The 22,034-nt window shown below is 32.1% G+C and carries 20 protein-coding genes; 5 read left to right on the top strand and 15 right to left on the bottom strand.

Features of this window, described 5'->3' with window-relative positions; translation table 11 throughout:
• Positions 1–87: 87 nt before the first annotated feature.
• The 5 genes from BWR22_RS13800 to BWR22_RS13780 are packed head-to-tail and all read right to left on the bottom strand — an operon-like array spanning position 88 to position 5,675.
• Complete coding sequence (locus tag BWR22_RS13800; RefSeq protein ID WP_076734233.1) at positions 88–1,521, bottom strand: cellulose synthase family protein; 1,434 nt, start codon at positions 1,519–1,521, stop codon at positions 88–90.
• 56 nt (positions 1,522–1,577) lie between these two features.
• Entirely contained in the window at positions 1,578–2,270 is a 693-nt protein-coding gene (locus BWR22_RS13795; protein ID WP_076734232.1) for a glycosyltransferase family 2 protein, read from the bottom strand.
• Positions 2,267–2,743 (bottom strand): toxin-antitoxin system YwqK family antitoxin, encoded by a 477-nt coding sequence (locus BWR22_RS13790; protein WP_076734231.1) that lies wholly within the window; start codon positions 2,741–2,743, stop codon positions 2,267–2,269. The genes BWR22_RS13795 and BWR22_RS13790 overlap by 4 nt, the downstream gene beginning before the upstream one ends.
• Before the next feature lie 24 nt (positions 2,744–2,767).
• Complete coding sequence (locus BWR22_RS13785) at positions 2,768–4,360, bottom strand: 4Fe-4S binding protein (protein WP_076734230.1); 1,593 nt, start codon at positions 4,358–4,360, stop codon at positions 2,768–2,770.
• A 10-nt stretch (positions 4,361–4,370) separates the two neighbouring features.
• Positions 4,371–5,675, bottom strand: a complete 1,305-nt coding sequence (locus BWR22_RS13780) for an NAD(P)/FAD-dependent oxidoreductase (protein ID WP_076734229.1) — start codon at positions 5,673–5,675, stop codon at positions 4,371–4,373.
• Between the two features lie 181 nt (positions 5,676–5,856).
• Here BWR22_RS13780 and BWR22_RS13775 point away from each other — a divergent pair, with 181 nt between their 5' ends.
• The 5 genes from BWR22_RS13775 to BWR22_RS13755 all read left to right on the top strand — a co-directional run bounded on the left by BWR22_RS13775 (position 5,857) and on the right by BWR22_RS13755 (position 10,697).
• On the top strand, positions 5,857–6,573 hold the full coding sequence (locus BWR22_RS13775; RefSeq protein WP_076734228.1) for a DUF547 domain-containing protein: 717 nt from the start codon (positions 5,857–5,859) through the stop codon (positions 6,571–6,573).
• A 56-nt stretch (positions 6,574–6,629) separates the two neighbouring features.
• Positions 6,630–7,541 (top strand): hypothetical protein, encoded by a 912-nt coding sequence (locus BWR22_RS13770; protein ID WP_076734227.1) that lies wholly within the window; start codon positions 6,630–6,632, stop codon positions 7,539–7,541.
• 47 nt (positions 7,542–7,588) lie between these two features.
• The gene (locus BWR22_RS13765; RefSeq protein ID WP_076734226.1) at positions 7,589–8,593 is read left to right on the top strand and encodes a glycoside hydrolase family 113; all 1,005 of its coding nucleotides are present in this window, start codon (positions 7,589–7,591) and stop codon (positions 8,591–8,593) included.
• The gene (locus BWR22_RS13760) at positions 8,590–9,849 is read left to right on the top strand and encodes a BamA/TamA family outer membrane protein (RefSeq protein ID WP_076734225.1); all 1,260 of its coding nucleotides are present in this window, start codon (positions 8,590–8,592) and stop codon (positions 9,847–9,849) included. Before BWR22_RS13765 ends, BWR22_RS13760 begins: the two co-directional genes overlap by 4 nt.
• An 89-nt stretch (positions 9,850–9,938) precedes the next feature.
• Positions 9,939–10,697 (top strand): metallophosphoesterase family protein, encoded by a 759-nt coding sequence (locus BWR22_RS13755; RefSeq protein ID WP_076734224.1) that lies wholly within the window; start codon positions 9,939–9,941, stop codon positions 10,695–10,697.
• 14 nt (positions 10,698–10,711) lie between these two features.
• Here the strand turns inward: BWR22_RS13755 and BWR22_RS13750 are convergent, their stop codons facing one another.
• The 10 genes from BWR22_RS13750 to BWR22_RS13705 form a co-directional block, all read right to left on the bottom strand.
• Positions 10,712–11,401, bottom strand: a complete 690-nt coding sequence (locus BWR22_RS13750; protein ID WP_076734223.1) for a TIGR04283 family arsenosugar biosynthesis glycosyltransferase — start codon at positions 11,399–11,401, stop codon at positions 10,712–10,714.
• 27 nt (positions 11,402–11,428) lie between these two features.
• Positions 11,429–12,208 carry a DUF547 domain-containing protein gene (locus BWR22_RS13745; protein ID WP_076734222.1) on the bottom strand — a complete coding sequence of 260 codons (780 nt, stop codon included), beginning with the start codon at positions 12,206–12,208 and terminating at the stop codon, positions 11,429–11,431.
• Positions 12,209–12,216: 8 nt separating this feature from the next.
• Positions 12,217–13,104, bottom strand: coding sequence for a sterol desaturase family protein (locus tag BWR22_RS13740; RefSeq protein ID WP_076734221.1), 888 nt, complete (start codon positions 13,102–13,104; stop codon positions 12,217–12,219).
• Between the two features lie 63 nt (positions 13,105–13,167).
• Positions 13,168–13,980 carry a purine-nucleoside phosphorylase gene (locus tag BWR22_RS13735; protein ID WP_076734220.1) on the bottom strand — a complete coding sequence of 271 codons (813 nt, stop codon included), beginning with the start codon at positions 13,978–13,980 and terminating at the stop codon, positions 13,168–13,170.
• Complete coding sequence (locus BWR22_RS13730) at positions 13,973–14,584, bottom strand: TIGR04282 family arsenosugar biosynthesis glycosyltransferase (protein WP_076734219.1); 612 nt, start codon at positions 14,582–14,584, stop codon at positions 13,973–13,975. The genes BWR22_RS13735 and BWR22_RS13730 overlap by 8 nt, the downstream gene beginning before the upstream one ends.
• Before the next feature lie 12 nt (positions 14,585–14,596).
• Positions 14,597–15,124, bottom strand: coding sequence for a rhodanese-like domain-containing protein (locus tag BWR22_RS13725; protein WP_076734218.1), 528 nt, complete (start codon positions 15,122–15,124; stop codon positions 14,597–14,599).
• Positions 15,125–15,139: 15 nt separating this feature from the next.
• Positions 15,140–15,967, bottom strand: coding sequence for a metallophosphoesterase family protein (locus BWR22_RS13720; RefSeq protein WP_076734217.1), 828 nt, complete (start codon positions 15,965–15,967; stop codon positions 15,140–15,142).
• 27 nt (positions 15,968–15,994) lie between these two features.
• Positions 15,995–17,332 (bottom strand): sodium:solute symporter family transporter, encoded by a 1,338-nt coding sequence (locus tag BWR22_RS13715; protein WP_076734216.1) that lies wholly within the window; start codon positions 17,330–17,332, stop codon positions 15,995–15,997.
• Positions 17,333–17,335: 3 nt separating this feature from the next.
• A complete protein-coding gene (locus tag BWR22_RS13710) occupies positions 17,336–18,781 on the bottom strand; it encodes a SusD/RagB family nutrient-binding outer membrane lipoprotein (protein WP_076734215.1) in 1,446 nt (481 codons plus the stop codon).
• 40 nt (positions 18,782–18,821) lie between these two features.
• A complete protein-coding gene (locus tag BWR22_RS13705) occupies positions 18,822–22,010 on the bottom strand; it encodes a SusC/RagA family TonB-linked outer membrane protein (protein WP_076734214.1) in 3,189 nt (1,062 codons plus the stop codon).
• Positions 22,011–22,034 lie beyond the last annotated feature (24 nt).

Raw genomic sequence — 22,034 nt, 5'->3', positions numbered from 1 at the left:
GTTTGTTTAAGCTCCTTTTTGTTGTTTTTACAAAAAGAGCGAGTAGTGAAAGCGCGACCTTTAGGTAACGCCCAAAATATTTTTATACTATGCTTTTGAGGTTAACGATTTAAAAAATACAAAACCAAAACCTAAAAATAACATTAAGTGAAACGGAAACAACCCAAAATCACCACCTTGATCTCCCACTATAAATGCGCTGTACATACCAAAGGCAAAATATAGCATTAATAGACCTTCGAATATTACGTTTGTAGAGATGTTTTTCTTTAAATATTTGTTGCCTTTCCAGCTGTCTTTTATACTACTTATATTAAATTTTGGTGTGCGTACAAATTCGCTTCGCTTTCCAAAATGACCTTCTAAAACGGCTATAGAATTGTGTAAACTAAAGCCCATTGCTATTGAGAAAAAGGTAAAAAACATACCTATGTAGCGAATAAAGTTTTTAAGTCCGCCGCCATAAGATTTTTTATACATAAACCAATAGCATACAAAGAATATAATGGTACTTAACACAAAAAAGCTCATAACATAAAAGTATGGTTTTAGGTGTGCATATTCGTTTTTAATATACAGCATCGGTATGCTTAAAATACCTACAACTAATACGTTTAAAAACATAGTACTATTAAGTAAATGTAATAAGCCGTGCAGTTTTGTTTTTGGCGAGATGTTTTTGCTTTTTAAAACTCTAGTCATCATTTTTCTAAAGTTTTCTGCGCCACCTTTATTCCAACGAAATTGTTGTGAGCGTGCTGCACTAATTACAACTGGTAATTCGGCTGGAGTTACCACATCTTCAAGGTACTCGAATTTCCAGTTTTTTAATTGGGCACGGTAACTTAAGTCTAAATCTTCGGTTAATGTATCGCCTTCCCAATTTCCAGCGTCTATAATACATTGTCTTCGCCAAACGCCTGCGGTACCATTAAAATTAATAAAATGTCCTTTAGAGTTTCGGCCTACTTGCTCTAATGTAAAATGCGCATCTAGAGCGAATGCTTGTATTTTTGTAAGGGTAGAATAGTTTCTGTTTATGTGTCCCCAACGTGTTTGTACTACGCCTATGTTACGGTCGATAAAATGGGGGATGGTTTTTTTTAGCCAGTCTTTTTTGGGTAGAAAATCGGCATCAAAAATGGCAATAAATTCTCCTTTTGCAACTTTTAAACCTTCTTTTAATGCACCTGCTTTAAAACCTTCGCGATTTGTACGACAAATATGTACAATGTCTAAACCTTGGTCTTTTAGCATTTGTATTCTTATGGCTGTAGATGCTACAGTCTCGTCTGTAGAGTCGTCTAGTACCTGAATTTCTAATTTGTTTTTTGGGTAGTCTATTAAAGCAATATTTTTTAATAAACGTTCCATGACATACTGTTCATTAAAAACAGGAAGTTGTATGGTTACGTATGGTACTTGCTCTGGATTATTAAAATCTAAATAAGGTGTTTTTACTTTTTTCTTTTGTGCAGAAATGTAGTTGAACAATAAATTTAATTGAGCCAGTGCGTACATAAAAATAAGCACCAATGCTATAGAGTAAATAATTATAATAAATGTATTTAAATAAATCACTTTTTTAAACTGTATTTAAAAATCCAACCTAATATCTTAAAACCTGCAAATATAGTACCTTTTACGGTTCCAGACACTTTAGACACGCCTATTCTTTGTTTGTAACGTACAGGAACTTCTACATAAGTTAGTTTCTGCTTTAAAGCTTTTAATTGCATTTCTACAGTCCAGCCATAGGTTTTATCTTCCATATTTAATGCTACAAGCTTGTTATATTTTATAGCTCTAAATGGACCTAAATCGGTAAATTTAGCGCCAAAAAACAAGCGCATTAAAAAGGTTGCTAACCAATTGCCAAATACTTGTTGTGGCGTCATAGAGTTACCTTCTCTAAGTCGTTTAACTCTTGATCCTATTACAAAATCGATGTTATCATTTAGTATTGGTGCAACAACTTTGGTTAACTCTTCTGGGTAATCGCTATAATCACCATCTAGAAATACTATAATATCTGGCTTAACTTGAAGTTTTGCTATATAATGCATGCCTTTTAAACAGGCATAACCATAACCACGATTATTCTCTGTAAGTACTGTTGCTCCTGCTTTTTTTGCATTTGCTGCTGTTTGGTCTGTAGAATTATTGTTTACAACAATAACTTCATTTACTGTATTTGGGATGTCGTTTATTACGTTTGTAATAGAATCTTGCTCATTATAAGCAGGAATGATGACTTTTATATTGGTCATTTAAGATCGCTCAATTTATTTTCTTTTTTAAAGGATGAAAAATCTCTCCATTCTTTTATTTTTTTTCCTTCGGAAAACTTTGCAGCAGCAATAAGTTTATTGTTTTTATACATTAAACAATAGCCGTTTTTTACATTGTTTTTTAATTGGCATTTATGGTTAATGTTTTCGTTTTTATCGTAAAACAACCACCAATTAACTTTTATGCCTTTTAAATAATGTCCTTCGCTTTTTTTCTTTCCGTTAAAAGTGTAAAAGTACCAATATTTAACGGGTTTATTGTTTTTAAAATGACCTTCGCTTTCTACGTTACCATTACTGTGGTAAAATTTCCAGTAATCTACTTTTAAATTTTTTTCTATCCAACCTTCTGCCTTAATGTTTCCGTTATCGTAAAAGGTTTTGCTGTATATTTTTTCTGCGGAAGCATTAAAACTTAATAAAAAAACAAAGATGTAAAAAGGGAGTTTCATTTTATAAAGTCATTTTTAGAAATACTATTTATTGTTTAATAAATCCATTAAATTAACATCGTTCCCTAATAGTATTTCTTTAGGGTTTATTCTACCATCCATGCTATCATTTTCTAATTTTAATACACCACGTGGACAAACAGCGCTACAAACACCACAGCCTACACAGCTAGAACGTACAATGTTTTCGCCTTTTTGTGCGTATGCACGAACATCTATTCCCATTTCGCAATAGGTAGAGCAGTTACCGCAAGAGATACATTGTCCGCCATTGGTAGTAATTCTAAACTTTGAAAATAAACGTTGCTGAAATCCTAAAATTGCTGCCATTGGACATCCAAAACGACACCACACACGATTTCCAAAAATAGGGTAGAAGCCTGTGCCAATTACTCCAGAAAATATAGCGCCAATTAAAAAGCCGTATGTACTACGAAGCGTTTCGGCTTCAAATAAAAATACATTACCATTACCACTAAAAAAGTGCATGCCAATTAATGCCATAATTATTGCAAAGTAACCTATCGCTCCAAGTTTTGCATCTTTACCAAGTTCTTGACGTTTAAAAATCATGGTTAATGCAAATACTAAAGTTAGTATTCCTGCAACACTAAATAAAAACACGTTTTTTGTAAGCCAATATTTGCTAGAATCGTCACCTAAATAAGAGTAAACAACAGCTGTAGTCATTAAAACGACAAATACTAAAACACTATGTATTACCCAACGTTCTACTTTCCAAGCATACTGTTTTTTGTTACTTAGCTGCCTAAAAGCATCTCCAGCTGTTTCGGCTAAACCACCACAACCACAAACCCATGAACAGTACCAACGTTTACCATATTTAAAGGTTAAAATAGGAGTGATAACAAATATAGAAACCAAACCAAAAATTAATAATGCGGTACCAATAGTTCCTGCGCTAATAAACTCGTCTACTCGATATTGCTCAAAATTATAGTAATTAAGTGGCCAAATATTTTTAAGGTCGTAGTAAGGCAATTTAAAGCTATCTGAATTTAATCTCGCCATAAATTCTGGAATTAAAAAAGCGAATGCAAGCTGAAAAAACATTACAGATCCTGTTCTAATTTGCTCGTAACGGTTGTGGCGGTATTTCATTATAAATTTATACCCAAATACTAAAATGGCAACCGTATAAAGTGTACCATAAACAAACCATTGGCTCGCAGGATTACCACTTAATATTTTACTTAAAGGATCGAAAAGTGCAACCAAACCAGTATTTGGAGCGCCATCTGTACCAAGACCTAGCCAGGTAGCTTTAAAATAAAGTACAATGTAAAAAGCCGTCATTACTACACCTGTAATCCAACCTATAATGCCTCGAGATGATATAGATTTAAACCAAACACCATCATTTTTTATACCTTTACTTTTACCTAAATAAGCAAGGTTTGTAAACCAAATAGTACCAGCAGTTATAAGTCCAAGAGCCAATGTAAGCCATAGTACTTTGTTTGTAAAACCTACATTAAAAAGGGCTAAAGCCAATATAAAAAGACCAATAATGCCTATTCCAGAAGCTAATTTTTGTTTTGTAGATAAGTCTTTTGCATTTGCTAAAGACATATTATGATTTAATTTATTACTCATTTTGTTTCGTTTAGGCAGTTTGTAATTGTTGGTTGTAGGCTTGAATGATGTCTTTTTCGAAATGACTAAAAAACTCTGGATCGAAATTAGCAGTTGCTAGATTTTTAATCACATAGTCCACATCTCTTTCTTCGGTGAGCCAACGGTTAAAAACTTCATGGCGCATTCTAATTCCAAAAGTATTTATACCTAAAAAAGTATTAGTGGTATTATTATAAGCTACAGTAATACATTTTGTGTCGTCTTCGTGTTTCCAATGGAAATGAGACTCGTTTTCTTTTTTGTTTCTTTCGCTAAAAACCCAACCGTAAGTTTGGTATTCTATATCTAAAAACTTTGCAGAATTAAACCAGTGTCCTGGATTATACATCATTTTATTACCACAAATTGTTTGTGCTAAAACTTCACCCATCATGCGTCCTGTGTACCAAACGGCTTCAATTGGTCTACGTTGGCCAATACCTTCGTGCTGTTGTGCGCAATCGCCAATAGCATAAACATCTGGCACATTGGTTTCTAAATATCTATTAACTAAAATACCTCTATCGGTTTCAATATTAGAAGCTTTTAAAAAATCTATATTTGGTGTTACACCTGCTGTTAAACCAACAACATTGCAGGCTATTTCTTCGCCAGTTTCTTCTATAATTATAGACTTTACACGACCATTTTCGTCGGCTTTAATTTCTTTTAAATTTGTAGATAAACGTAAATCTATGTGGTGACTTTTAATATGTCTATTAATCATAGCGCTTTCACCTTTAGGTAAAACACCGTTCCAGAAACTGCTTTCACGAACTAAAAACGTAACAGGAATATTTCTAGTCATTAGCATTTCGGCTAACTCAATACCAATTAATCCACCACCAACAATTACAGCTCTTTTACATACTTGATTATTTGGCGCGTTTGCTTCTAAAGTTTCTAAATCTTGTTTGCTGTATAAACCTTGTACGCCATCTAAATCTTGTCCTGGCCAACCAAACTTATTAGGTTTACTTCCGGTAGCAAGAACCAATTTGTCATATTGTAAGGTGTCACCATTATTAAAATGGAGCGTTTTAGCAGCAGTATCTACATTTTTAACATAGCCATTTTTAAGTTCGATTCTGTTTTTTTTCCAAAACCAATCTTCGTAAGGCTTAGTATTCTCGTAAGTCATGTGGCCCATATAAATATACATTAGTGCAGTACGAGAGAAAAAATAATCGGACTCTGCAGAAACAATTGTAATTTTTTTATCAGAGTTTTTTCGAATATGTCTTGCAGTAGTGACGCCAGAAATTCCGTTGCCAATTATAACAATATGCTCCATGTTTTAAGTTTTGTTTTTTGTTAGGTCGTGACTAAAGATAAAAACTTAATCGCGAAGTGGTATTTAGAATAAATATAAATTGTGAGTAGTGTTTAAAAAGAATTTTTTTTTCAGTTTTTGAAAGTTTTTAAAAATGTTTCAGACTTAGTTTTCAACTGTAAACATTTTAACATTTCGTTTTATGAAAAAAATAATAGTAATAATATTAGTGTGTTTGGGAGGTTTTTCTGCGGAAGCGCAAACGCTAGAAACCTTTTTTACACAAGCAGATTCCTTTTTTAAAACCTACGTAAAAAATGGAAGAGTTGCTTATTCTGAAATTAAAAAAGAACCTTCTACATTAAATGAAGTTTTAAAAACAGCTGAAGGAATTTCGGTTTCTAAAACCGATGCTAAAAACTATAAAGCCTTTTGGATTAATGCTTACAATCTTTCGGTTATTAAAGGTTTAGTAGATAATTACCCAACAAATTCGCCTTTAAATGATAAGGGTTTTTTTGATAAAACAAAATACAATCTAGCAGGTAAAAAAATAACCTTAAATAGCATAGAGAACGATTTGTTAAGAGCCCAGTTTAAAGATGCGCGCTTTCATTTTGTATTAGTATGTGGTGCAGTTGGTTGTCCGCCATTAATTAATAAAGCTTACTTGCCAAGTACATTAGAAGCACAGTTGCAAAAGCAAGCCACATTAGCCATAAATGGAGACTATTTTATTAAAGTAAACAACAAAAAGAAACAAGTAAAAGGCTCTAAAATTTTAGAATGGTATAAAGAAGATTTTGTTGCAAACGGCCAAACAGAAATAGACTATTTAAACAGGTTTAGAACCATTAAAATTCCAACAGATTTTAAGCTGTCTTATTTTGAATATAACTGGAATATTAATAAGCAATAACAGCATATTGCTAGTACATAAATACATTTCCTAACTAATTAAAAAATTAAATTTAAATGAAAAAAACTGCCTTACTATTTATAGCTTTAGCTATAGGATTTTTGAGCTTTTCTCAAGAAACAGAAGAACAAACAGAAAGTAATATACAAACGTATACACCATCAAAATTATTAAATAAAGGACAATGGGATATTAAGTTTTTTAATAGCCTATACACGCAAACCAAGCAAACAGATGCTGGGAGTAGCTCTCAAGATATTCTTAGAGAAAACTTTTTTACAAACACGACCGAGATTTATACAGGAGTAAGTAAAAATTCAAGAATAAATGTGGGTTTAATATTTCAAGTTAGAGCTAATACCTTTAACGGTCAAGATGCGTTTAGTGTATTTAGTTTCGAGAATAATGGTGTAGATTCTAGAAGTGGTTTAACTACAATTGCACCATCAATTAGAGTGCAGCCTTTTGCAAATGTTCCTAATTTTTCGTTTACAAGTTCTGTGTATTTACCAGTTTTTAAAGACGAGCCTGGTGCTAGATATTTAGATAAGCGTAGTGTGTTTTGGGAAACAAAGTTTTTTTACGATAAAACCTTTGGTGGTGGCGACTGGCAAATATTTACAGAAGCCGATTTTGGTTTTAATTTTGGTGAAAAAGCAAGTGAAGCCAATGCAGACGAAGTGAATATTGGAGAGCGTTTTGCTAATAACAGTATGTTTTTACCTGTAAGTGCTTTTTTAAGTTACTTCCCGTCGGGAAAATCTACAGTATTTGTAAATGCACAACAGGCTTTTTTAATAGATTTAGGCAACGATTTTTCTCAAAACTACACGCAATTAGGTTTTGGTGGTAAATACCAACTTACACAAACATTAAACATTGAAGCGTCTTACGGTAAAATTGTAAGAGGTCATAGTTTTCAAGGTTTAGGTAATACTTACAGTTTAGGTTTAAGAGCATTATTTTAAAATTAATTAATAGTAGTAAATTAGGAGTTTAATTGTAAGTATAAATAATGAAATATATTAAACTCCTTTTTTTATCATTAATCGTACTGTTACAATCATGTAACGGTCAAGAGAAAATTAATGGTGTAAGTTTTGTAGCCTCAGGTATACCGGTAACAGACGAGCATACCAATCCTGTTGTAGCCGTACATGCAAATTATGCGGCAATTATGCCATTTGGTTTTACACAAAGTTTAGACAATCCAGAATTAAGGCACAATTCTAGCAGGCAATGGTTTGGAGAAACTAGAGCTGGTGTTAAGCAATATGCTGAAAGTCTTCAGGCTAAAGGCATAAAAATTATGGTAAAACCGCAGATTTGGATTAGAAATGGTGAGTTTACCGGCTATTTAAAAATGAAAACTGAAGCTGATTGGAAAACACTTGAAACCTCTTATTCTAATTTTATTTTAGAATACGCTGAAGCTGCCCAAGAAATTAATGCCGAAATACTATGTATTGGTACAGAATTAGAACAATTTGTAGCTAATAGACCAGAGTATTGGAGCAACTTAATTATTGAAATTAAAAAAGTATATAAAGGCAAATTAACCTATGCTGCAAATTGGGATGAGTATAAACGTACACCGTTTTGGAAACAATTAGACTATATTGGTATTGATGCTTATTTTCCTGTAAGCGACAGTAAAACACCAACAGTAGAAGAATGTTTAGAAGGCTGGAAAGCACATAAAAAAACAATAAAAACGTTTTCAGACACTTATAAAAAACAAATTCTATTTACAGAATATGGTTATAGAAGTGTAGATTATGCAGGTAAAGAACCTTGGGTGTCAGACCGTAGTATGACCAACGTAAACCTAGAAGCACAAAACAATACCACTAAAGCTTTGTTTGAAACCTTTTGGAAAGAAAATTGGTTCGCAGGTGGTTTTATATGGAAATGGTTTCATGCACATAATGAGGTTGGAGGAGAAAATGACAGCCAATTTACACCACAAAATAAACCTGTAGAAGCAATAATAAAAAATCACTTTAAATCACACAAATGAAAACCTTTGCACTAACATTATCTATTATATTATTTAGTTTGACATTTGTACAAAGTCAAACCATTTTAGACCTTAAAGTGCAAGGCAATAAAAAAATAAAAAGCACATTTGTTGTAAAAATTTCTAGAGCCAAAGCAGGAACAGTTTTAGACTCAACAGTACTTGAAGAAGATATTAAACGCTTAAAAAGGCTCCCAGCAGTAGCGCACGCTTATTACCAAGTATTTAAAAGTCATGATGAAAAGTATAATGTGTTTTATAATATTGAAGAAAATTTTACAATAATACCATCGGTAAATTTTTATACAACTAATGATGATGAGTTTGCTTACAGAGCAGGTTTATACGAATTTAATTTATTAGGCAGAAACATGATATTTGGTGGTTTTTATCAAAAAGATATTTATAGTTCTTATGGTATAAATTTTAGAGCACCATATTTATTTAGTAGGCAATTAGGACTAGCAATAAATCATCAAGATTTAACCACTCAAGAACCTGTTTTTTTCGATAATACTACAGCCGATTATAAATACCGTAATAAAGCTTTTGAAATTTTAGGATTATATGAGATTAATTTTAATAACAGAATAGAGCTTGGTATAAATTATTTTACCGAAGATTATGAGTATAAATTTGGTGCAACAAATCCTGATGTGCCATTAAATTTAAATGTAAAAAAGTTACTTTATAAAGCTATTTACGAGTTTAATAATTTAGACTATGACTATCAATATGTAGAAGGTTTTAAAAGCATATTAAACCTTCAATATGTAACTTCAAGAAGTGAAGATTTACCAGAATTTGTAATAGGCTGGAACGATTTTAATTACTACAAAAAAGTGCTAAATAAAGGTAATTGGGCAACGCGTTTACGTATAGGTTTTGCAACTAATAGCGAGACACCATTTGCGCCATTTTCTGTAGATAATAATATTAATATTCGTGGTGTTGGTAATACTATAGATAGAGGTACAGGAGCAATAGTTTTAAATACCGAATATCGACATACTTTATACGAGAAAAACTGGTTTGCCTTACAAGGTAATGCTTTTTTTGATGCTGGTTCTTGGCGAAATCCTGGAGGTGATTTAGGCGATTTTGGACAAGCAGATAATATTAGAGTATATCCAGGAATAGGTTTACGATTTATACATAAACGTATTTTTAATGCCATTTTTAGAATAGATTACGGTTATGGCGTAACTAAAGGCGATACACAAGGTCTCGTTTTTGGTATTGGGCAATATTTTTAATTAAACATTTCTACAACTTTTCTTAACCTTTCATTTTTTATTTTTAGGAATAGATTCATAATATTTATAACTTGTTTCAAATTATAAATATGGCAGTAAATAGAACATTTGCAGTAGGAGATATTCATGGAGGTTTAAAAGCTTTAAAACAAGTATTAGAGCGTATTGAAAAACAAGACAACGATTGCTTTATTTTTCTTGGCGATTATGTAGATGGTTGGAGCGAATCGGCTCAAGTCATTCAATATTTAATTCATTTTTCAGAAAAGTATGATTGTGTATTTATAAAAGGAAATCATGATGTATGGTGTGAAAAGTGGTTAGAGTCCGAAACAACTAACGAAGCTTGGTTAATACACGGCGGAAAAGAAACCGTTGAGAGTTACAATGCTTTTTCAGAAGAAGAAAAACAGAAGCATCTTAAGTTTTTTCAAAATATGAAGCTTTATTATTTAGATGACGACAACCGCTTATTTCTTCATGCTGGTTTTACATCTATGCATGGTGTAGAAAAAGAAGTTTTTAAAAAAAGTTTTTACACAGATCGTACACTTTGGGAAATGTCATTAGCTATGGATAAACGTATAAAGGAAGATTCTGAGTTATATCCAAACCGTTTAAAACATTACAACGAAATTTATATTGGCCATACACCAACAACACGATTTAGTTCTACTTTACCAATGCAAGCTATAAATGTATGGAATGTAGATACAGGCGCTGCGTTTACAGGAAAAATATCTGCCATAGATTTAGATACAAAAGCAGTAGTGCAAAGTGATGAGGTACAACAATTGTATGCTAACGAAAAAGGAAGAAACCCAAAATCGTATAACGAAACAAAGTAGCGTCAACTATTAATTTAAGCAATATGCTTTTTATAATATGCGCATAATTCTTCAGCACTAGCGCCAAACCATTTTTTTACATAAATAGCCCAAAAATGGTATTGTAATTTCCAAATGCCGTGACGTTTGTATAGCCTATCCGAAGTTGTAATTTTCTTATTAATAACAACAAACTCATTACGTTTATAGAGTTCGTTAATTAAGATATTATCTTCATAAATAACATAGTTTTCATCAAAACCACCGATATTTTCAAATAAAGCTTTGGTGATAAATTGGCTTTGGTCACCACCACGACAAGCACGCCATTTAAATTGCGTAAGCCAACTTGCCAAACGCAACCACCAATGGTTGTTGTTAAACGTTAAACGAAAACAACCAGCTTGGTTATTCTGTTTTACTTCTTCTATAATATATTTATCGTAATGTGTTGGCGGAAAAGAATCGGCATGCAAAAAGTATAAAATCTCACCAGAAGCTATTTTTGCTCCAGTATTCATTTGTTTGGCTCTTCCTTTTTCAGAATTTATAAGCTTTACCTTTAAATCAAGGTTTCTTACAATATCTTGAGAGCCATCTGTACTGCCGCCATCAACAACAATTATTTCTCGAATGTTTTGTAATGAAGCATTATCTATTAAATGAAAAAGTAAATTTTCAATATTCTCGGCTTCGTTTAAAATGGGAATTATTATGCTAATCATAAAAGCATTTACGAAATAATTAGCAATTTAGTTTTGTTCATTTAAACTCCAATCGTAATCTAAATAATCTAGGTTAGTATTGGCGTTTATTTGGGTATCACTGTATTTATTGATATAGTCTATAACAGAACCATTTGTAGTAAAATCTCCTTTGTACCATTTAAAAATTTCAGAAATTTTAATTTTATCTGAAGCTATTTCGTTTTTAGAATTGTTGTTTATAAATTCTTTTGTGGCACGCTCCATTAATTGCATAACATTAGCTTCAGTATAAGCAACATCTAATAATTTTGGGCATGAAGCCGAGGCACAATTAATAGCAAAATGTATTCTAGGTTCATTCATTTTGCGTAAAATACCATTTTCTAAACCAGCTAAAGAAAAGTCTTTGTCTCCAATTTTAAATCTATTTTTTAACCAAGGACTATCTAAATCCTTGATGCTTTTTGTAGGGTAATTGTCTATTATAAGTTTAATGGTATTAGCATTGTAAACATTAATAAAATAAGCCAATTGCGTTTCTACACTCCAATTTTTAGAAGGCGTTTGCTGTTCTAAATAACTAACGTAGCTATTTAGTTTTTCGCTATCGTTTTTAAAACCTTTATAATCTACATCTCCATTTTTAGCTACATATTTTTTTAGCAAAGCATCAAACTGACTGTGATCTATAGTTTCTGTAGTAGTTGTGTTTTCTGTTTGAGTCGTTTTGGCAGTATTATCAACTGTTTTTACAGGTAAACCTTTAGCCGAAAAACAACTGTTTAAGGTTAAAGCAACACAGGCTAAAAAAAGTAACTTTTTCATAAATAGATTTATTTTTTAAGTTTTATAGGATAGATTTCTTGACCTACAAAATCTTTTGGGAAGTTTTCATCACCATGAAATCCTAGTTCAATATCCTTACCATTATAAGGTACATAATCTGTTTTAAATAAGTAGTCCCAAATACTTAAAGTTAAGCCAAAGTTTACACCGTAACTTCCTTTTTTAGGCAGTTCTCTTGCGTGATGCCAAATGTGCATTTTTGGGTTGTTAAATATGTATTTTAAAACGCCATAATCCCAGCCTAAATTGGCATGATTTAAATGGCCAATGGTGATACTAAAAAAGTGAACAATGGCAACATGTTTAGCATCAAAACCACCAATTATTGCAATAGGTATATATAGTAACGATTTGTAAACTATGGGCTCCATCCAGTGGTAGCGTAAATGTGCGGCAAAGCCCATTTCTTTTACGCTATGGTGAACTTTATGAAAGTTCCATAAAAACGGAATACGATGTAATAATCTATGCGTGTTCCATTGTGTGAAATCGCTAACTATAAAAAAGATGAGTAAGCCTAACCATAATGGCAATTCGTCTACATCAAACAATTGAAAGTTAGCAATAGAGAGTCCAACTAAGCCTAGAATATCATCAAAAAAAATAGCAGCGGTATCTGTTAATGCGATAAGTACTATTAAATTTAAAAGGAAAAAATTAAAGAACATATAAAACGTATCTAACCAAAAATCTTTTCTAAAAATAGATTGGTCTTTACGCCAAGGAAATGCAATTTCTAGTATCCAAACTAAAATTGAAATGACAATTAGCCCATAAAAAAAGTTATCCCAATGGTTAATGGTTATAATCTCGTTTTTAAGATAATTCCAATATCCAGAATAGGCGTTTTTTATAATGTCTAAATATTTCCCCATAAATTCTTAAATAAAATCAGAATGTTAAATCATATTTATTTCGACGCAATTAAAATGCTGTACTTACAGGTTCTTAATTAATTCTTTAAATAAAGTTATCATATTAGGTTCTGCTTTAGTTGCCATAGCAATAATCTCTTCAATATCTACTGGTTTTAAATTATCTGGATCGCACTCATCTGTTAAAACAGAAACGGCTGCAACTTTTAAATTTAAATGGTTGGCAACAATAATTTCTGGAACAGTACTCATACCAACAGCGTCTGCACCAATTATTTTAAGCATTCTATATTCTGCTCTTGTTTCAAGTTGAGGTCCAACAACACTTGCGTAAACACCTTTGTGGAGTTTTATGTTATTGGCTTTTGCAATAGCTTCAAATTTTGAATTTATTTCTGCATCGTAAGGCGCGCTCATATCTGCAAAACGTTCTCCTAATTTTCCAACACCTTTAAATGCTAAAGGCGAACTGCCTTGCAAATTAATATGGTCGTCAATTAACATTAATTCGCCTTTTTTAAAGTCTAAATTTATGGCGCCAGATGCGTTTGAAACTAATAGCGTTTTTATACCTAGTTTTTCCATTATACGCACAGGATATGTTACATCTTGTAGCGTGTAGCCTTCGTATAAATGAAAACGGCCTTGCATAACAATTACCGTTTTACCTTCTAATTTACCGTAAATAAGTTTTCCTTTATGAAACTCTACAGTCGCAGTTGGAAAATGTGGTATGTGGTTGTAGCTTACTTCTTCTATAATTTCAAGTTCTTCAGTAATTTTACCTAAACCAGTACCTAAAATAATACCAACTTCAGGATTTTTAAAACCTTTTTCTTTTAAGTATTCTACTGTTTTTTTTATGTATTTAATCATTGTTTTTTATAATGTTTTGTAGTGGTTGAATGTGTTCTAAATCTTCGTATAAATCGATGTCATTTAAGGTTTCTAATAAATGCGTTTTTTGGTCTGTTAAGTTAGAAATTGTATCGGTAAAAACCGTTTCGGTTCCCCAATTTTTATTTTTAAAAACAGAATCGTGCATTGTTTTCATGCCTAATAAATAATAACCGCCATCTTCTGCAGGACCAATAACAACATCGTTATTATCTAACGCTTTAAAAGCATCTTCAATATGTTGAGGATGTAAATGAAATAAATCGCTACCAACAATTACTATTTTTTGGTAGTTGTTATCAAAACCATTTTTAAATGCATTTTGCATTCTTATACCTAAATCGGCTCCAATTTGTTGGTGTTTTTGAAAAACGGAAGCATCCCACAAATCATTTTCTCTAATTTTTACAGAATAATATACTGCTTTATCTGCATCAACTTGTTTAATAACTTGTTCTGTATGTTTTAAAAGGTATTTGTACACTCGTAAAGCAGCTTCGTCTCCAATAGTTTTTGCTAAACGTGTTTTACATTTTCCTAATTCAGGATTACGAGTAAAGGTTATAATAAGATTGTTGTGCATTTTTATACTGAATTACTTTTTGGTTTTTTTTGAAAGTTTTTCTTCTTTTTCATATACTTTTTCACCTTTTTTTAGCCATTTACTCCATGTTTTATTGAAAGTATGGATTTTTTCGGTTTCATTGTTCTGAATATCTACAACGCTAAAATCTTTGTTTTTCCATTCAAAAATACCACCGTATAAATTATAAACATTTGTATATCCTGCTTTTTTTAGTTTTTCGCCAATAGTTTCAGAGCGTATACCAAGTGAGCAATAAACCACAATTTTTTCGTTTTTATTCGGGTAATTTTTTTCAATTGAAGCTAAATCAAAATCATCGTAACCAACGCAAACGGCATTTTTTAAATGGCTAACTTTATATTCTTTAGGTTCGCGCGTATCAAAAATAATAGCTTTTGTTTTAGGCATGGCTAATTCTTCAACACTAATATAAGGCACACCTTTATCGTTATACTGTTTTAATAAATCGTCTATAGTTTTTTGTGCAGATAATTCTACAGAAAATAAGGCAATTAGTATAAGTATAAAGTGTTTCATGATAGTGTAATTTAATTAAAGCGTGATTCCAAAACCTTGCAAGCCACTTTCTACTGCTGGTAAAATTTCGGTGTTATCCCAAATTCCTGTAACAATAGTTCGGGCATATTCTTCTGGTAATAAACCATTTTGCATAAGCTTATTAGTAAGCTTGTAATTATAGTCGAGGTTATGGTGTTTAAATTTCAAATCTTCGTTAGTATCATCTAAAATAGCATACCAAACTTGAGGCGAACCATCGTTAGCAGGCATACCAATAACACCAGGATTTAGCCATAATTTGTTGTTTTTTTGATGATAAAAAGGAAGGCCGCAGTGTCCTGCAACTATCACATCGCTTTGCGTTGCATTAAAGGTTTCTTCTTTTTTTTGCCAATTTGTAGATTTAAATATAAACTCCGACACATTAAAATAATCACCATGTATAACAGTAACTTTTTTACCGGCATACTCAAAAACAATATGATCTGGTAATGTTTCAAGGTGGTTTATAGAACTTTTAGAAAGTAAACTTTGTGCGTAAGGATACCATAACTTTGAAAAACCATCGCATCGGGAACCTTCGGTAAAATCGCAACCGCAATCTTCGGCATTATCAATTAATTGTATTTCTACATTACCTAGAATACTTTTTGCTTTCCAAAGTTTAAATAGTTGCACGGTTTCTTCAGGTTGTGCACAATAGCCAACAATATCTCCTGTACAAATACAATTTTCTGCAGGAATACTTTCTTTTTCGGCAATAGCTTTTAAGGCTTCAAGTGCTTGAAGATTACTGTAAACACCACCAAAGAGCAATACTTTGCCTTTTAGTGTTCCTATATTATTTATTTTTTTATTCATATTTAATTCTGCTATAGTACAGAAAATTTAATTTTTTAAAAGTGCTTTTGGCAAAAAGTATAATGCGATACAAGTTAAAATACCCCAAATATTTACCCACAATAACTGTGCATACTTACCTGTAGTAAAAACTAAATTCTCTGGAAATACATTAAAAACTAATAAAAAGCCAAAAACGAGACCGCAAACTACACTTAAATAGAAGCTTAGTTTTGGGACTTTTACATTCCAAAACAGGAATATTGGCGTTAAACCAATAACCATTGTTCCAGATATTGTAGTTGCTGAAAGTATTTCGGCGTTAAAAAATATTGGAATAGTACCTAAAATTGCAATTACAACCATGGCTAATCTTCCAAAAGAAATATTTTTTCCGAAGCCTAAATCTACTGCTAATAATTTTGAAAAGGATGAAAATGTAGAGTCTAATGTTGATGCAGCAGAAGTTATCATTATAAAATTAATAACTAATAAAATAACAACACCAAACGCTTTGCCAACTTCTACAGCAGCTTGACCTTTAAAACCTTGTGTTTGTGCATAAATACCAATGATGCTAAATAACACTATGCATAAACCGCCTAAAACACTTGCCCAAAGAAAACTTTTTAATGTCACTTTTGGCGTGCTTATAAAGGCACGATCTGTTAAAACAGGATCATGAAAAGGATAGCTAAACGATTGGATAATTGCTGCAAAAAAGAGATTTAAACCTAACTCAAAACTCCAAGTTCCTGATGATACTACTTGATTTGCAGAAAAATTTTCTACCGAAAATATACTATACAATATGATAATTAGTAAAATTGAAAATAGCACCATTTGTATAACATCTGTAAAAATAGAACTGCTTAAACCACCTTTTATAGCGTAAGCTAATGTTAGTAAAGTAAACACTATAATTGCTGCGAAGTAAGGTGTTGAACCTTGCGCACCAAAGTATGAGCCAATAACCATAGTATTACTCCAAACCTCATTAAACAAACGAATGATTATTAATATTGAAAATAATGCTACTGCAGGACGACCATATTTACTGGTTAAAAACTGGTGAATACTATTAAAACCACCTTTAGTTCTTAGCTTATAAATTAAAACGCCAGCCACAGCAAAACTTAAATAATAACCAGCGTAGGCAACACCACCAACTAAGCCAAAATCTAGTCCTAAATTTGCAGCATTAGTAATACTTTTGGCAAAAATCCATGAGATAATTAAACTTCCAGTAAGTACTAAAACATTTGGTGATTTTTTATTGTGGTTTGCTTTAAAAAAAGAGTCACTAGTTTTTGCCAATGGCGAAAGTAGGAACAAGATTAAACTTGAACCTACTACTAAAATCCATTGCCATAATTCTGTACTCATATTTTAATTTTCGTCCCACCAAACTGGTGAATTAATACTGTTGCCATTTGTTGCACTAGCTGCGGCTTGATAATTTTCTGCATTTAAAGCTTCTTCCTCTGCAGGATAAGGCATTCTAACAGGAATTAAATTGTTATTTAAACTTGCCGAAATAGGATTAAGTTCTGGAAATCCTGTACGGCGGTATTCTATCCAACCTTCATACCCATTTATTAAATTAGCAATCCATTTTTGAGTAATAATTTGTTGCAATGGTGTTGTGCCTGGCGCATTAAAAGCGGCATTTCCTGTTAGGTAATCTGTTGGCATTGTAGTTTGCCAATACTCAAAAGCTAAGGTTACTCCGTTATTATATAATTCTTCTGCGTTGGCAGTAATTAATCCTTTTTGGGCAGCTTCGGCAAGCGCAAACTGTACTTCCCAAGCGGTAATAAAATTGGCGTCTAAAACCGAAGTGTCTTCTCTAAAAGCAGTTCCTGCTAAAGAATAATCTGCTAAAGCAATAGATGTTGAAGAGGCATCAATACCGTTAATTAAGCCATTAAATTCTTGTGAATTTGAATTTGCAAATGGTCTAAAAAACACTTCAATTCTAGAATCGCTATAATCTAAAAGAATGTTTTCCATGGTTTCAGATAGTACAAAATTGTTAAAATCTCCAATTCGTAATTGCGCTAAACGGAAACTATTAGGATCTGAATTTGTAAAGTTAAATACAGCATTTTCGGCATTAGTTGTAATATAATCTCCTTGCGATACAATGGTTTGTAATTGTGTAGCAACATCTATTTTATCTGAAATTCTAAGTAAAGCTTTAATTTTTAATGCATTTGCAAATTTTATCCATGCATTTAAATCGCCATTAAACAATATATCACCTTCTAGAGCAATATTTTGCGAGTAGCTTTGTATTGCTTCAATGCCTTTGTCTAAGTTTTCTAAAATGCCATTTTCACCTGTGTAAATAGATTCTTGACTATCGTAAACCGGTGTTACTGTGCCATTAATACCGTTAAATGCTTCAAAATATGGTACATCTCCAAACAAATCTGTTAAACCGGCAGTCATGTATGCTTTTAAAATTAAGGCAGGACCTTCGTAAACTTGAAATGTAGAAATGCTTCTAGATTGGTTTATAATAATCTCATTATCTCTTAAATTAGTGTAAAAAATTGGCCAAGGATTACCACCTAATTGAGGTGATTTTAAGGCATGACGATCAAATAAATTAAAATCTAAAGCAGTTCTATGTTGTGATAATAAATCTCCAGCTACGAAGCCTTCATAACTCATTTCATCTCCAAAATTATAAATTACTTGGCGCAATAATAAGCTAGGTTGTACTGTGTTTGGAGCGTTGGGATTGGTATTTATGTCTTCGAAATCTTTTGTGCAGCTTGTTGTAAAAGCAAGCATAATAAGACTGATTATATATAATGTATTTTTCATTATTATGAATTTTAGTTTTTCGTTTTACCCGAAAATTATTTTAAAAATTTAAACTTGCTTTTAATCCAAAACTACGTGAAGTTGCATAGCTCATATCTTCAACACCGCTTACAAAACCAGTGCCTTGTACTGCAAGTTGTTCTGGGTCAAAATGTGGGTTTTCTGTAATTACAAAAAGGTTTCTTCCTATTAGAGATAAATCGATAGTGCCGCCTTCCTTTAAACCCAAAAAGCCATCTTTTAATTTAAAACCATAACCAATTGAGAATTGACGCAGTTTTAAATAAGAAGCATCGTAAACGTTGTTTTCTTCGTGGTTTCTATCGTAAAATTGTCTATAATAACTTTCGGCAGAAATGGCTACAGTATTAGGTGCTCCAGTTTGTGTAACACCTTGTGCAATAATACCTTCTTCGGGTCTGTATTCCGTTTCTGCTAATTGGCCACCAACATTACCTAAAGCACTTGTTCTAGATACTAATTCGCCGCCTTGTCTCCAATCAAATAAAAAGCTAGCAGTCCAGTTTTTATATTTAAAATCGTTATTCCATCCTAAGGTAAAATCTGGATTATAATTGCCTAGTTTTTGTAAGTTGTTATCTGCGATATAGTTTCCGTTATCATCTATTATAAAATCACCATTTTCATTTTTTAAATAACCTGTACCATAAAAATCACCAATGCGTCCGCCTTCTTCAACTTGAAACCAAACGGTTTGGTTTTGAGAGTCGTAAATACGGCTATAAGCTAAAGTTAAACGACCATCTGCTTGAGGTAACTGTGTAATAGTAGCTGTATTTGTTGCGAAATTAAAGGTCGTATTCCAAGTAAAATTACTATTAGTAATTGGCGTTAAACCAGCAATAATTTCTAAACCTTTAGAGGTTACTTTGCCACCATTAACCACTTGTTGACTATAGCCAGAAGAAATAGGAATTGGTAATGAAATAATTTGGTCTTTAGTAATAGCATTATAGTAAGTGAAATCTAGTCTAAACCTATCGTTTAAAAAGCGTAAGTCTGCACCAAACTCGTATGATGTTGTACTTTCTGGTTTTAAATTGTTATTAGGTATAAAATTTTGATCGCTAAATGTAGGTTCGCTATTAAATGGTGTTTGAGATACAAAAGCACCAGAGGTTTGGTAGGCTCCAGTATCGTTACCAACTTGTGCAACACTAGCTCTTATTTTTGCAAATGAAACACTTTCTGGTAACGCAATAACATTTGAAAGAATGAAACTAGCTGAAGCTGATGGATAGAAAAATGATGTGCCATCTACAGAAAAAGGTGTTGCTAGTGCACTAGACCAATCGTTACGGCCAGTAACATCTAAAAATAAATAGTCTTTGTAGCCAAATTTAGCAATACCGTAAAACGAATTTATACGTTTTTTAGATTTGTATTGAAACGCTTCTATTGGTGATGCTGCATTATTTAAACTAAAAATACCAGGTTGTGCTAAATTAACTGTTTGCACTTGTTTGGTAGATGCTGTTTGGTCTAAACGATTACCACCTAAAGATACATCAACTTTAAAATCACCAAAAAGCGTATTGTAGTTTAGTAAAAAATCGGTGTTTATTTCTCTATAAGTAACATCATGCTCTGCGTAAGCACCATTTTTAAAGCGGTTACTAGAAAAAGCACGATGTAGTTCTCTGGTTTCGCTAGAGTAATCCATACCAGTTCTAACTTGTAAACTTAAATTGCTGGTAAAATTATGTTTTAAAGCTAAGTTGCCAAATACACGATCGCGTTCAAAAGCGTTTCTGTTTTCGTATAAAATAAAATATGGGTTATCGAAAAAAGTATAATTAAAGGAGTATTGTTGAACATTTTCTAGTCCAGGTTGCCAATAATTTTTTAAATTATTAATGTTTAAACTTCTTGGTCCCCAAGCAACAAGTGAGTAGTTTACGTTTTCACTACCATAACCGTTTGATGGTCTATTATCACTACTTGAATTTGTGTAAGCAATAGATGAAGAAAATGTTGTTTTTTCTGTAGGTTCAAAATTTAATTTTACAGCAACAGTTTGTTTGTCTAAATTTACGCCAGGAATTATAGATTCGCTTCTTAAATCTGTAAACGATAATCTATAATCACCATTATCAAAACCATTTGAAATTGCAATATTATTTATGGTAGTTATACCAGTTTCGTAAAAATCTTTAAGATTATCCGGATTAGATTTTAATTCTGTTGGTGTAATTGTATTTCCAGAGTAAAGAGAAGTATCACCACCGCGAACAATGCTGCCGTTTTCTAAAAACACAGGACTATCAAACTGAGGAGCAAAAATTCCTGCATCTAATCTTGGTCCCCAAGAATAACTAATATTATCATTTGTACCACCACCAAGACCGTCTACAAAATCAAACATTCCCGAATTTCCTTGACCGTATGAATTTTGAAAATCTGGTAACCTAAATGCTGTGTCTATAAATAGAGAAGAATTTATGCTTATGCCTAAACCTTTTGTTCTTTTTCCATCTTTAGTTGTTATAACAATTACACCGTTAGAAGCTCTTGTACCATAAAGTGCCGCGGCACTTGGTCCTTTTAATACAGAAACTTCCTTAATATCATCTGCATTAACTTCCATGGCTCCGTTTCCAAAATCTATTTCTTGAAAACCTGCAGCCGCTTCGTTAGTGAAATTAAAAACAGTATTGTTGTTTATTGGTATTCCATCTACAACAAATAATGGATTGTTGTTAGAAAATGAGGCTTCACCACGAATTGTAATTTTAGAAGAAGAACCAACACCTGTTGCTCCTTGAGATACAGTTACACCAGCTAATTTGCCGGATAAATTATCTAAAAAATTTACAGATTTTACTTCGCTTAAACCTTTAGATTTTAAAGATTGTACAACGTAGCCTAATTCTTTTCTTTCGCGCTCTAGACCTAATGCTGTAATAACAACTTCGTCTAAAGTTGAGGTGTCTTCGGTTAATTCAATATTAATAATTGTTTTGTTTCCAACGGTTATTGTTTGTGTTTTGTAACCTAAAAAAGAGAATTGTAATTGGTTGTCTTTAGACGGTATTTCAATAAGATATTCTCCATTTTGGTTAGTAGTAGTTCCATTCTTTCCTGATGTAATATTTACAAATGGTAGTGTTTCGCCATCTGTAGCATTAGTAACAGTTCCTGTAATTGTAATTTGTGCAAAGCTAAAACTTGATACAAGTAGCATTACACATAAGTAAATGTGTTTCATTTAAGAAAATATTTTCAAAAAAGT

It is taken from the genome of Lacinutrix venerupis (assembly GCF_001971745.1).
GTDB classification, from domain to species: domain Bacteria; phylum Bacteroidota; class Bacteroidia; order Flavobacteriales; family Flavobacteriaceae; genus Lacinutrix; species Lacinutrix venerupis.
This window is presented reverse-complemented; position numbering and strand designations above follow the sequence as displayed.

Excerpts from the sequence above, each read along its gene's own strand:
- BWR22_RS13800 (WP_076734233.1), bottom strand. The coding sequence starts at position 1,521 with ATGTACGCACTGGCTCAATTAAATTTATTGTTCAACTACATTTCTGCA.
- BWR22_RS13795 (WP_076734232.1), bottom strand. The coding sequence starts at position 2,270 with ATGACCAATATAAAAGTCATCATTCCTGCTTATAATGAGCAAGATTCT.
- BWR22_RS13790 (WP_076734231.1), bottom strand. The coding sequence starts at position 2,743 with ATGAAACTCCCTTTTTACATCTTTGTTTTTTTATTAAGTTTTAATGCT.
- BWR22_RS13785 (WP_076734230.1), bottom strand. The coding sequence starts at position 4,360 with ATGAGTAATAAATTAAATCATAATATGTCTTTAGCAAATGCAAAAGAC.
- BWR22_RS13780 (WP_076734229.1), bottom strand. The coding sequence starts at position 5,675 with ATGGAGCATATTGTTATAATTGGCAACGGAATTTCTGGCGTCACTACT.
- BWR22_RS13775 (WP_076734228.1), top strand. The coding sequence starts at position 5,857 with ATGAAAAAAATAATAGTAATAATATTAGTGTGTTTGGGAGGTTTTTCT.
- BWR22_RS13770 (WP_076734227.1), top strand. The coding sequence starts at position 6,630 with ATGAAAAAAACTGCCTTACTATTTATAGCTTTAGCTATAGGATTTTTG.
- BWR22_RS13765 (WP_076734226.1), top strand. The coding sequence starts at position 7,589 with ATGAAATATATTAAACTCCTTTTTTTATCATTAATCGTACTGTTACAA.
- BWR22_RS13760 (WP_076734225.1), top strand. The coding sequence starts at position 8,590 with ATGAAAACCTTTGCACTAACATTATCTATTATATTATTTAGTTTGACA.
- BWR22_RS13755 (WP_076734224.1), top strand. The coding sequence starts at position 9,939 with ATGGCAGTAAATAGAACATTTGCAGTAGGAGATATTCATGGAGGTTTA.
- BWR22_RS13750 (WP_076734223.1), bottom strand. The coding sequence starts at position 11,401 with ATGATTAGCATAATAATTCCCATTTTAAACGAAGCCGAGAATATTGAA.
- BWR22_RS13745 (WP_076734222.1), bottom strand. The coding sequence starts at position 12,208 with ATGAAAAAGTTACTTTTTTTAGCCTGTGTTGCTTTAACCTTAAACAGT.
- BWR22_RS13740 (WP_076734221.1), bottom strand. The coding sequence starts at position 13,104 with ATGGGGAAATATTTAGACATTATAAAAAACGCCTATTCTGGATATTGG.
- BWR22_RS13735 (WP_076734220.1), bottom strand. The coding sequence starts at position 13,980 with ATGATTAAATACATAAAAAAAACAGTAGAATACTTAAAAGAAAAAGGT.
- BWR22_RS13730 (WP_076734219.1), bottom strand. The coding sequence starts at position 14,584 with ATGCACAACAATCTTATTATAACCTTTACTCGTAATCCTGAATTAGGA.
- BWR22_RS13725 (WP_076734218.1), bottom strand. The coding sequence starts at position 15,124 with ATGAAACACTTTATACTTATACTAATTGCCTTATTTTCTGTAGAATTA.
- BWR22_RS13720 (WP_076734217.1), bottom strand. The coding sequence starts at position 15,967 with ATGAATAAAAAAATAAATAATATAGGAACACTAAAAGGCAAAGTATTG.
- BWR22_RS13715 (WP_076734216.1), bottom strand. The coding sequence starts at position 17,332 with ATGAGTACAGAATTATGGCAATGGATTTTAGTAGTAGGTTCAAGTTTA.
- BWR22_RS13710 (WP_076734215.1), bottom strand. The coding sequence starts at position 18,781 with ATGAAAAATACATTATATATAATCAGTCTTATTATGCTTGCTTTTACA.
- BWR22_RS13705 (WP_076734214.1), bottom strand. The coding sequence starts at position 22,010 with ATGAAACACATTTACTTATGTGTAATGCTACTTGTATCAAGTTTTAGC.